General features: G+C 32.6%; 11 protein-coding genes and 1 tRNA gene. 8 read left to right on the top strand and 4 right to left on the bottom strand.

Annotated features, from left to right (window positions below; translation table 11 throughout):
* Window positions 1–63 precede the first annotated feature (63 nt).
* From Q0678_RS05290 to Q0678_RS05300, 3 genes are all read right to left on the bottom strand, one after another.
* Window positions 64–966: a DUF1338 domain-containing protein gene (locus tag Q0678_RS05290; protein ID WP_299054926.1), complete on the bottom strand. Its 903-nt coding sequence runs from the start codon at window positions 964–966 to the stop codon at window positions 64–66.
* Window positions 967–1,130: 164 nt separating this feature from the next.
* Window positions 1,131–1,436, bottom strand: a complete 306-nt coding sequence (locus tag Q0678_RS05295) for a DUF6370 family protein (protein WP_299054929.1) — start codon at window positions 1,434–1,436, stop codon at window positions 1,131–1,133.
* Between the two features lie 235 nt (window positions 1,437–1,671).
* Window positions 1,672–3,360 (bottom strand): glutamine--tRNA ligase/YqeY domain fusion protein, encoded by a 1,689-nt coding sequence (locus tag Q0678_RS05300; RefSeq protein WP_299054931.1) that lies wholly within the window; start codon window positions 3,358–3,360, stop codon window positions 1,672–1,674.
* Between the two features lie 266 nt (window positions 3,361–3,626).
* On the opposite strand from Q0678_RS05300, the gene Q0678_RS05305 reads away from it, so the two are divergent.
* From Q0678_RS05305 to Q0678_RS05340, 8 genes are all read left to right on the top strand, one after another.
* A complete protein-coding gene (locus Q0678_RS05305; RefSeq protein ID WP_299054934.1) occupies window positions 3,627–4,022 on the top strand; it encodes a VOC family protein in 396 nt (131 codons plus the stop codon).
* A gap of 38 nt (window positions 4,023–4,060) precedes the next feature.
* On the top strand, window positions 4,061–4,474 hold the full coding sequence (locus Q0678_RS05310) for a DUF2452 domain-containing protein (RefSeq protein WP_299054936.1): 414 nt from the start codon (window positions 4,061–4,063) through the stop codon (window positions 4,472–4,474).
* 100 nt (window positions 4,475–4,574) lie between these two features.
* The gene (folB, locus tag Q0678_RS05315; RefSeq protein WP_299054939.1) at window positions 4,575–4,931 is read left to right on the top strand and encodes a dihydroneopterin aldolase; all 357 of its coding nucleotides are present in this window, start codon (window positions 4,575–4,577) and stop codon (window positions 4,929–4,931) included.
* A gap of 59 nt (window positions 4,932–4,990) precedes the next feature.
* Window positions 4,991–5,061, top strand: a tRNA-Cys gene (locus Q0678_RS05320).
* 184 nt (window positions 5,062–5,245) lie between these two features.
* Window positions 5,246–5,398, top strand: a complete 153-nt coding sequence (locus Q0678_RS05325) for a hypothetical protein (protein ID WP_299054941.1) — start codon at window positions 5,246–5,248, stop codon at window positions 5,396–5,398.
* A 145-nt stretch (window positions 5,399–5,543) separates the two neighbouring features.
* A complete protein-coding gene (locus Q0678_RS05330) occupies window positions 5,544–6,389 on the top strand; it encodes an MBL fold metallo-hydrolase (protein ID WP_299054944.1) in 846 nt (281 codons plus the stop codon).
* Window positions 6,390–6,401: 12 nt separating this feature from the next.
* Window positions 6,402–8,042 (top strand): S8 family peptidase, encoded by a 1,641-nt coding sequence (locus tag Q0678_RS05335; RefSeq protein WP_299054947.1) that lies wholly within the window; start codon window positions 6,402–6,404, stop codon window positions 8,040–8,042.
* 71 nt (window positions 8,043–8,113) lie between these two features.
* Window positions 8,114–9,961, top strand: coding sequence for a M1 family metallopeptidase (locus Q0678_RS05340; protein ID WP_299054950.1), 1,848 nt, complete (start codon window positions 8,114–8,116; stop codon window positions 9,959–9,961).
* 72 nt (window positions 9,962–10,033) lie between these two features.
* On the opposite strand, the gene Q0678_RS05345 is transcribed toward Q0678_RS05340, so the two are convergent.
* Window positions 10,034–10,705 carry a LysE family transporter gene (locus Q0678_RS05345; RefSeq protein WP_299054952.1) on the bottom strand — a complete coding sequence of 224 codons (672 nt, stop codon included), beginning with the start codon at window positions 10,703–10,705 and terminating at the stop codon, window positions 10,034–10,036.
* Window positions 10,706–11,118: the final 413 nt, after the last annotated feature.

Below are 11,118 nucleotides of genomic sequence, written 5' to 3' on the forward strand. Positions count from 1 at the left end.
AAATCCGAAGTAATTCTTTTACTTCGGATTTTTTTCTTGGTGTATAAAGTGTTGAATCTATTTTTAATCAGAACCTTTTTTATTTGTTTGACTTGTAAAGGTACTTTCAAAAATTTTATCTGCGTTTGCAGTTTCAAAACCCTCTCTTCTGTGTTTTCTTTCAATTTTATTTTCGGGTAAATGTCTGAATTCAGGTAAAATTTTTCTTTCAGCAAATTCTACATAACTACCTGCAATTTTTTTGGTAATTCCCTCTGCAAATTCAGCATTACATAACTGAGAAATGGTAGCACTTTGCAACAATAAACCATCTCTACTTGTTTTAATGTAACCACCAGCATCACTTAATTTTACATCAATATTGTTTAAAAACATATTAAATTCTGCTAACGTATTATAACCTTTTGGCAAGCTATTTACGGTAATTGTGTAGTGATTTAAATAATACCTATTGTAAATAACCCACGCAGCATATTCGCTAACCTCCATTAATTTGCTATAGTCTTCTAAAGTTGGTATGCGCCACAAAGCAGCATGTAAATAACGATCTACTTCGTCTGCATTGTCTAAATTTAGACTGTCTACAGGATCTAAAGTTACTTCATCTGTGTAAGATTTTATTATTTTTTGAATCTCCTCAGAAAAGCTAGTAACCTGTAATTCGCTTATAAAGATTCTAGGGTATTTGTCATTTGGTGGTTTGTACCAATGTGCATTAAGCTTTTTTGTTTTAAAAAAGTAAGCATCTTCTTTGGTATAGCCATAATGTAGAAATATTTTTTCGAAAGAAGCAATCCCTAAATTAGCAACGCCCATTGTTCTAAAAGCAATGTGATCATTTTCTATATCTTCTTGCTTAGAAATAATGTTGTTTTCTACCAAAGCGGTTGTTATTTTTAGAACGTCTGGCACCCTTTCTTGATAGCGAGACATTAAGCCTTTTAAAACTTTATCTAATGTTTTCATTAAGTACTATGTTTTAATAGTGAAGATACAAAATATCATTTAGATTAAGAAAACTACTATTTTCAATGCTGTTTTTGAAAATGCAGTAACTATTTAACTTAAAGATCCGAAGTAAATGAATTTTACTTCGGATTTTTAAGACGTTCTAAAATTAGAAATTGAATTCAGTCAACTAATTTTAGATGACTCGCAATAAAACGCTCGTTTTCTATATACCCTGTAATTTCTCCGTTTCTAATTACGCTACAAAAACCGGTAGTTTCATCATGAGCATCCCCAAAATCATCAATAGAAAAACCATCAACAAAATAGGCTTTGTCATTAATTTTAACAGCCAAACTACAGCCTTTTTCAGAGTCTAAATTAAAATTACATTGTCCGCAAGAAATTGCCGCAACTTGGGTTGTTTCTTTTTTCGTATTACAAGCAAAAGCAATTGTAAAAACGGCAAGTAAAAGTATTTTTTTCATAATTGTTTGTTTTTGGTTCTCGATTACATTCGAGCTGACATTTCATTCAGTTTGTCATTTCTAACTTTTAGATACATCACATAAAGTTAGTTCTATTACTTACTGTTATGCGACTTCTCCTAACGTCGAAGTGACACAGGTTTGTGTTTTATTCGGATTTGTCATTTCGAGTGTTAACGAGAAATAATAGAAAACTGAATTTTATAATGTCTAGCATTTAGACGCTAAATTATAATTACTTTTTAGCGCTCCAACTATCTCTTAATCCTACAATTTTATTAAAAACCAAATGTGCTTTAGTAGCATCATCATCTACGTTAAAATAACCCATTCTTTGAAACTGAAAACGCTCTCCGATGGTTGCTGTTTGTAAACTAGGTTCTACAAAAGCAGTAATTACTTCTAAAGAATTCGGATTTATAAACTCCATAAAATCTTTGTCTTTATGGCTGTCTGGTGCTTCATCTAAAAACAACCTATCATAAGCCCTTACCTCTGCTTTAACAGCATGTTTGGCAGAAACCCAATGCAAAGTGCCTTTTACTTTACGCTTGCTTTCTTCTGTGTCCATGCCAGATTTTGTTAACGGATCATACGTACATTGTATTTCAATTACATTGCCATCGGCATCTTTGGTACAGCTATTTGCTTTTATAAAGTAGGCGTTTTTTAATCGAACTTCGCTGCCTAATTTCAATCTGAAAAACTTCTTGTTAGCTTCTTCTCTAAAATCTTCTTTTTCGATATAAATTTCTCTTGAAAACGGTACTTCTCTGCTGCCAAAACCTTCTTCATAATCATTGTAATTGGCATCCAATAGTTCTTCGGTATCTTCTGGGTAATTGGTAATTACTACTTTTACCGGATCTAAAACTGCCATTACTCTTTTAGCGGTTTTATTTAAATCTTCACGAATTTTAAATTCTAAAAGTGCAACATCAATTACATTTTCTCGTTTAGAAACACCAACCGTTTCTATAAAACTTCTAATAGATGCTGGTGTGTAACCACGTCTTCTTAAGCCAGAAATAGTTGGCATTCTAGGATCATCCCAACCTGCAACAACTTTGTTTTCTACCAACGTTAATAATTTACGCTTACTCATAATGGTATAGCTTAAATTTAAACGAGAAAACTCGCGCTGTTTTGGTAAAAGTGGATATGTTTCTTTGCTAAATGGATGTACATTTTCTTTAAACCAGTTGTACAAATCTCTGTGTGGTTTAAACTCTAAAGAACATAAAGAGTGCGAAATTTGTTCAATATAATCACTCTCACCATGCGTCCAATCATACATTGGGTAAATGCACCAATCATTGCCAGTTCTATGATGACTTTTATACATAATTCTGTACATCAAAGGGTCTCGCAATAACATATTCGGACTCTCCATGTCTATTTTTGCACGTAAAGTATGTTCTCCTTCCTTAAATTTACCGTCTTTCATACCTTCAAACAAGGCCAAATTTTCTTCAACAGATCTGTTTCTAAAAGGGCTATTGGTACCCACCTGTGTAGGCGTTCCTTTTTGCAAACGCATTTCTTCTGAAGATTGAGAATCTACATACGCCTTACCGTCTTTTATCAACAAAACTGCCCAGTCAAATAATTGCTGAAAGTAATCTGAAGAATAACACTCATTTGCCCAAGAGTATCCCAACCACTCGATGTCTTTTTTAATAGCATCTACATATTCTTGCTCTTCTTTTGCAGGATTGGTATCATCAAAACGCAAATTTACAGGCGCATTGTATTTTTTACCCAATCCAAAACTAATGCCAATAGCTTTTGTGTGGCCTATGTGCAAATATCCGTTTGGTTCTGGCGGAAAACGAAAACGCAAATTTTCTTTAGGCATTCCGTTTGCCAAATCATCCTCTATAATGTGCTCTATAAAATTAAGCGAATTCTTCTCTTCAGACATAAAGTATCAATAATAATTAAAGCACAAAATTACATAAAATAACTTGTATATTTCTAATTTGGGCGTTCCTTTCTCCTGAAGAAATTCAGTAGAAAGATCGCGCTTTCCGTTGTATCTTTTTTGTGCTTTTTTTGCCACTTCGTTTTACAAATAAAACCACAAAAAAGGATGCCACTTCAATCGCTAACGCAGGCAGTTTTGCTAGTTAAAGTTTTCTAAAAAGGATACTTTTATATTTTGTTGTAATTTTGCCTAAAACAAAATAGTTGTCTAAAAATAAATTTTCCTTTTCTTTAAATCACATTGCAATATCTGTACAAGATGTAAATGCATCAGTAGCTTTTTATCAAAAAGTATTGCAATTAAAAGAAATAGAAAACACGGCATCTAATTCAAAAACAAGATGGTTGCAGCTTAGTAATAACGTGCAATTACATCTAATACCAAGGCCAAATCTTAAAGTGATAACCAACAAAGCCGTTCATTTTGCAATTGCTATCAAAGAGATACAACCTTTTATAAACCATTTAACAGAATTAGACATATATTATTCTGATTGGACCAATACACTTGCCAAAGATTATGTTAGAAAAGACGGTATTCAACAAATTTATTTTAAAGATATTGATGGCTATTGGATTGAAGTAAATAATGATCGGTAACTTAAATTTTCCTTAGTTTTTATTGTAATTTTGTAACTATGAAGAAAGACGGAGAAAAAAAGCCAGATTTAGTTGTTTTTAACGAAGAAACGCAGCAATATGATGCTGCTTTAAAACCTTACGGAACATCGGCAAGTTCTCCGGTTATAAAACCGTTAAATACTGCTAGCTGGAAAAATGACGGAATTCAGCGTGTTAACAAACAACTAAAATCGAAGTTCGACGAGGTTAAAAAAGAGTACGAAGCATTACTGCAAAAGTTTCAGTACAACGATTTAATTTACAATGCGAAATTTAGTTTCGAACCTATATTTGGCGAAAATTACCATTTATACAACAATAAAAATGGCGAACCCTTTTTGTCTATCATTGATCCTAATCAATGTAGTTTCGAGTATTTAGGCTCTTTTAGGCTAAATACAGACAAAATGTGGGAAAAAATTGAAGAATAATTAAGTTTATAAAACACCACCTTTAGCGCACTAGAAAGGTTTTAAAGTTTCAAAGAAGTAATTAGTTCTCAATTGCGCTCGAACTGATAAAAAAATACATATGGGAACAATACAAGTAAACAATATTCGCCTTTTTACAAACCATGGTTGCTTAGAAGAAGAAGCAAAAATTGGTAGCGAATATCGAGTAGATGTTACGGTAAAGGCCGATTTAAAAAAATCTGCTAGAACAGATAATTTAGTAGATACGGTAGATTATGTGCATATAAATCATATCGTAAAAGAAGAGATGGCCATTCGATCTGAATTGTTAGAGCATGTGGCACAAAGAATTTTAGATCGTTTTTTTAAAGAATTAAAAATGATTAGAAAAGCAACGGTTTCTGTGGCAAAAATCAATCCACCAATTGGCGGAAATGTGTCCGAAGTAGTCATTGTGTTGTCAAAAAAGAGATAAGCGCAATAAAATCTTGCAGAATTTATAAATTTGGTTAAATTTGCAATCCAATTACATCTGGTGTCTTGGCCGAGCGGTTAGGCAATGGTTTGCAAAACCATGTACAGCGGTTCAAATCCGCTAGACACCTCAAGTCCCCCCAATTTTTTTAACAAAAAATTCGGGGGCTTTTTATTTTGCTAAAATTGAAATTTACTTTTCTCTGTTTTAAAAGTGTATTTCAACTTCGTAAAATTGTAGTTAAACGAAAAAAGTAATTTTTTTCATCTTCCCCCAATATTTTTGTGCTATTAACTTTTTAACCTAGTATTGTTATGTTATTACAAATTTTTCAGGAAGAAACTTCCGTTGCTTTAGCAACCGCTTTCGAAACTCAATTTACTGTTGTTGCTATTAGTTTAGCAGTCTTTGTATTTGTAGTTTTAAAAATTGCGAAACACTTAAGTAGAGTTAACCTTAGAGGTTAATTATAAAGAAAAGATTTGAAAGAATTTCTAACCTTTAGATTTTCTTAACAAAAACTTGATTTTTTTTCTACATCTTTGTGCTGTCTGCTTTTTTATATGCAGATAAGATCGTTAATGCTTATTGTTAATGATTTAAAGTTTTAGAATGAAAATATACCCTATAGAAACTGGAAATTTTAAATTAGATGGCGGCGCTATGTTTGGCGTTGTGCCAAAAAGTATTTGGCAAAAAACAAACCCAGCAGACAGTAATAATTTGATACCTATGAGCATGCGATGCATGTTAATAGAAGATGAAAATCGCTTAATCTTAATAGATACAGGTTTAGGTAGCAAACAATCAGATAAATTCTTTGGGTATTATTACCTATTCGGAAACTTTTCTTTAGACACTTCTTTAAAAAAATATGGTTTTCATAGAGATGACATTACCGATGTTTTTTTAACACATTTACACTTCGATCATTGTGGTGGCGCTATAGAATTTAATACTCAAAAAACGGTATTACAACCCGCTTTTAAAAATGCAAAATTTTGGTCTAATGCGAATCACTGGGATTGGGCTACAATGCCAAACGCAAGAGAAAAAGCCTCTTTTTTAAAGGAAAACATCAATCCTATAAAAGAAAGTGGACAGTTGCATTTTATAGATCAAAACTTTAAAAATCAAATTGGTTTTGATGTTTTATTTATGGATGGTCATACAGAAAAACAAATGTTGCCAAAGATAACTTACCAAGACAAAACCATTGTTTTTATGGCAGATTTGTTGCCAACAGTAGGCCATATACCTTTGCCTTATGTAATGGGGTATGATACAAGACCTTTACAAACAATACAAGAAAAAGAAGCTTTTTTAAAAGAAGCTGCAGACCACCAATATTACCTTTTTTTAGAGCATGATGCAACACATGAACTTTGCACAGTGCATCATACAGAAAAAGGAGTACGATTAAAAAACACCCATAAATTTACAGATATATTTAATTAAGATAATAAGATTATGAAACTTTTAAAGCCAATTTTTTACACTGCCGTTGCAGGACTATTTTTCACTAGTTGTAAATCAATTTCAACCATTCCTGTGCCAAGCGGTTCAGATGTTGTTATAAATGTTACCGCTAAGAAAGGAACTTTATCGGAAGATGAAATGAATAAATGGAGTCATGCAGACTTAGAAAAAGACTCAATTCCTGGTATGAGTATTGAAAAAGCATATCAATTTATATCAGATAAAAAAGGAAAACAAGTTATTGTTGGTGTTGTAGATTCTGGAACAGATTTAGCACACGAAGATTTAAAAGATGTTGCTTGGGTAAATGAAAAAGAGGTTGCTAATAACGGAATTGATGACGATAAAAACGGGTATGTAGATGATATTAATGGATGGAATTTTTTAGGAAGTATCTATAAAGAAAATTCAGAATATCAAAGAATTATTAACAACCCTTCGATAACAAATAAAGAAGAGGCAGCTCGTGCAAAGGCTTTTTATGATGAAAAAGTAGCTGCTGCAAAAACAAACAAAATGCGTTATGATCAAATGTTACAAGGGGTAACAAATGCAGATAACAGCATTTCAGAGCATTTAAATAATACAGATTATACCAAAGAAGAAGCAATGGCTATTGTAACAGAAGATCCTTCTTTATTACAAAGTTTAGCAATTGCAAAGCAAATGTATGGTTTTGGTTTGCCGTCTTTATCAGAAGCTAAAAACGAACTAACCAAACTAGTTACAAACGCTGCTAACTTATTAAATGGCGATACTGAAAAAACAGATTATAGAAGTGTACTTAATGATGATCCAAATACAATGGATGTTGTTGTTTATGGCGATAATAAAACAGGTCATTCTATTAAAGAAGAGGCACATGGTACGCATGTATCTGGTATTATAGGCGCAACAAGAAATAATGACATTGGTATTAATGGAGTAGCTACAAATGTTAAAATAATGGCAGTTAGAGCTGTGCCAGATGGCGATGAGTATGATAAAGATGTTGCTTTGGCAATACGTTACGCTGTAGATAACGGTGCAAAAGTAATTAATACAAGTTTTGGAAAGGGATATTCGCCGAAGAAAGAATGGGTTTATGAAGCCATTAATTATGCCGCTTCTAAAGATGTGTTAATTGTTAATGCTGCCGGCAATGATGCTAAAAATATTGATGTAGAAAAAACATTTCCTAATGATTCTAAAGATTTAATGACAGAAATTTCTGACAATGTTTTAACTGTTGGGGCAATGAGTTTAAACTATAACGAAAAACTAGTTGCTACATTTTCTAACTATGGTAAAATAAATGTTGATGTCTTTGCACCAGGTGTTCAAATACACTCTACAACTCCAGAAAATGAGTATCAAAAGTTTAGTGGTACTTCTATGGCAGCTCCATCTACAGCAGGTGTTGCAGCATTAATACGTTCTTATTATCCTAAATTATCTGCTAGCCAGGTTAAACATATTTTAATGAATTCTGGGATTAAAATTAATTTTGATGTTATAAAACCAGGTTCTCAAAGTAGAGAAAATCCAACAGGAGAAAAAGTAGCGCTTTCAGAATTATCTGTTTCAGGTAGAGTTGTAAATGCATACAATGCCTTAAAAATGGCAGATGCAATTGTAAACGGAAAAAAATAAAGAATATATAAACAGCGGTATGTAGCCGCTGTTTTTTATTTTTATAGCAAACTAACCAAATCAACAACAAAATGAAAAAAATACTTTTCTCACTTCTTTCTTTGGCATTATTAGTTTCGTGTGCAACTTCAAAAGAAGCCAACTCACCTAAAACAAATGTTAAAGAAGTTTCTTCAACAAACTATTGGCAGCAGCACATAGATTATACGATGGATATTGATGTAGACGCAGCAAAACATCAATACAAAGGAACTCAAAAAGCCGTGTATACCAATAATTCACCAGACGATTTAAATAAAGTATACTACCATTTGTATTTCAATGCATTTCAGCCAGGTTCTCAAATGGATGTTCGTTCGTTAAATATTAAAGATCCAGACGGACGTGTGCAAGACAGAATTAGCAAATTAACACCTAGTGAAATTGGGTACATAAAAGTAAATTCTTTAAAACAAAATGGTGCTGAAGTTTCTTTTGAAACTGTAGGAACTATTTTAGAGGTTACGTTAAATTCGCCCATAAAATCTGGTGAAAGTGTAACATTAGACATGCAGTTTGATGCGCAAGTACCATTACAAATTCGTAGATCTGGAAGAGATAGTAAAGAAAATGTTGCTTTGTCTATGGCGCAATGGTATCCTAAAATGGCAGAATACGATTTTGAAGGATGGCATACACCACCTTATATTGCAAGAGAGTTTCATGCAGTTTGGGGTAATTTTGATGTAAAAATTTCTATTGATAAAAATTACACTGTTGGTGGTACCGGATATTTACAAAATCCGCAAGAAATTGGTCATGGTTACGAAGATAAAACAAAGCCATTAAATGTGCCAAATACACCAAAATTAACTTGGCATTTTAAAGCACCAAACGTACATGATTTTATGTGGGCTGCAGATCCAAATTACGTGCATGATTTGTTGACAATGGAAAACGGAATTGATTTGCATTTTCTTTACAAAAAAGATTTAGAGCCTGCATATCTTAAAAACTGGAAAGATTTACAGCCAAAAACGGCTGAGTTAATGACGTATTTTTCAGAAAACATAGGACAATATCCATACAAGCAATACTCTGTGATACAAGGAGGAGATGGTGGAATGGAATATGCAATGTCTACCTTAATTACTGGACAGCGAAAATTTGGAAGTTTGTTAGGCGTTACCGCACATGAAATGGCACATACTTGGTTTCAATTTTTATTAGCAACTAATGAAAGTAAACATCCTTGGATGGATGAGGGTTTTACTTCTTATATTTCATCAAAAGCAATGGCTAAATTAGCAGGTAAAGAAGATAAAAATCCGAATGCGGGACCTTACAGAGGTTATAACTATATGGTTTCTTCTGGTTCCGAAGAGGTGTTAACTACACACGCAGACAGATACAATACCAATAGAGGTTATAGTTTTGCGAGTTATGGCAAAGGAAGCATGTTTTTAGCGCAATTAGAATATATAATTGGTGCAGAAAATACTGCAAAAGGTTTGAAAAAGTATTTTACAGATTTTAGTTTTAAACACCCAACACCAAACGACGTTAAACGTTCTATGGAAAAAGTTTCTGGAATTCATTTAGATTGGTATTTAAATGAATGGACACAAACACTACACACCATAGATTACGGAATTAAAGCCGTAGAAGGAAGTAAAATTACTTTAGAAAGAATTGGGCAAATGCCAATGCCTATCGATATTGATGTGGTGTATACAGACGGTACAAAAGAGTCTTTTAACATTCCGTTACGAATGATGCGCGGAAACAAACCTACTTCGGCAACACTTTTAGAAGATTGGGCTTGGGCACATCCAACCTATACTTTTAAAACGAACAAAGCTGTAAAGTCTGCAACGATAGATTCACTTAATTTAATGGCAGATGTAAATGCTGACAATAATGTTTTTGAGGTGAAGTAAACTTAGAAACTATTTACATAAAAAATCTCACAAGCATTTTTGTTTGTGAGATTTTTTTATGAGTTTTAAATTCTAATTATGAATAAGGTTTTCTATTTTTTCGTTTGGAATAAATCCTTTTAACATTAAAAAGACACCACAGATAATTAAAATAATGCCCATAATTTTTTTGACACGAAAAATTACAGGAGGTGTCATTTTATTTTTCAATTGTTTTGCTAGAAATATTTTCCCTAAATCGGTTATAAAGTAGCCTAATAAGATGGTGCCAAAATACCAAAAAATTGCATTCTGATTCATTTTAAGAGTTGGTGCAATTACCAATACCGTACCTAGCCAAAAAGCCAAAACACCGACATTAATAAAGTTTAAGAAGAAACCTTTAAAGAAAAGTTTAATATAGTTGTTTTTTAAAATTGGTACTTCAAGGCTTTTTGCAGATTCTAATGCCTCTTTTTTATTCTGCTTTTCGAAATACGTAATAAGTCCGTATATGATGAGAACCAAACCTCCAATAAAAAATAACCTTGGGTCGTCTTTAATTTTTTCTAACAAAGATCTACTGCCGTAATAAGCAATTAGTATAAAAGATAAATCGCCTAAAATTACACCCAAATCAAATACAATAGCAGCTCTTGCGCCTTTTAAAATACTGGTTTGAATCAGCATAAAAAATACGGGTCCAATCATAAAAGCCATAAAAAAACCAATAAGGAAAGCGTTTTTAAAGTCGTATATATCCATTGTATAAAGGTAATTATTTACGAATGATTTGCCAATCTAGAGTTTGAAAATTTATTTTAAAAAACTTAATTTATTTTTTTCTTTCAGATTTGTCATTTCGAGTGTTAACGAGAAATCCCATAAAGCGGGTTTAGTTTTAGTCTAGACTCTAGGCTCTATCATCTAGTCTCTTTTTAGTTTCTCACTGTTATGAGACTTCTCCTATTGTCGAAGTGACAGGGTATGTATTTCAGTTAGTTCTGTCATTTCGAGTGTTAACGAGAAATCTCATAAAGCGGGTTTAGTTTTAGTCTTGTTTCTAGAGTCTAATATTCTAGTCCCTTTTCTGTTTCTCAGTGTTATGAGACTTCTCCTATTGTCGAAGTGACAGGGTATGTATTTCAGTTAGTTCTGTCATTTCGAGTGTTAACGAG

It is taken from the genome of uncultured Polaribacter sp., from assembly GCF_947497125.1.
In the GTDB taxonomy this organism is placed as follows: domain Bacteria; phylum Bacteroidota; class Bacteroidia; order Flavobacteriales; family Flavobacteriaceae; genus Polaribacter.

Bases quoted from the DNA above. Each gene is read 5' to 3' on its own strand.
- Q0678_RS05290 (WP_299054926.1), bottom strand. From the start codon at position 966: ATGAAAACATTAGATAAAGTTTTAAAAGGCTTAATGTCTCGCTATCAA.
- Q0678_RS05295 (WP_299054929.1), bottom strand. From the start codon at position 1,436: ATGAAAAAAATACTTTTACTTGCCGTTTTTACAATTGCTTTTGCTTGT.
- Q0678_RS05300 (WP_299054931.1), bottom strand. From the start codon at position 3,360: ATGTCTGAAGAGAAGAATTCGCTTAATTTTATAGAGCACATTATAGAG.
- Q0678_RS05310 (WP_299054936.1), top strand. From the start codon at position 4,061: ATGAAGAAAGACGGAGAAAAAAAGCCAGATTTAGTTGTTTTTAACGAA.
- folB (WP_299054939.1), top strand. From the start codon at position 4,575: ATGGGAACAATACAAGTAAACAATATTCGCCTTTTTACAAACCATGGT.
- Q0678_RS05325 (WP_299054941.1), top strand. From the start codon at position 5,246: ATGTTATTACAAATTTTTCAGGAAGAAACTTCCGTTGCTTTAGCAACC.
- Q0678_RS05330 (WP_299054944.1), top strand. From the start codon at position 5,544: ATGAAAATATACCCTATAGAAACTGGAAATTTTAAATTAGATGGCGGC.
- Q0678_RS05335 (WP_299054947.1), top strand. From the start codon at position 6,402: ATGAAACTTTTAAAGCCAATTTTTTACACTGCCGTTGCAGGACTATTT.
- Q0678_RS05340 (WP_299054950.1), top strand. From the start codon at position 8,114: ATGAAAAAAATACTTTTCTCACTTCTTTCTTTGGCATTATTAGTTTCG.
- Q0678_RS05345 (WP_299054952.1), bottom strand. From the start codon at position 10,705: ATGGATATATACGACTTTAAAAACGCTTTCCTTATTGGTTTTTTTATG.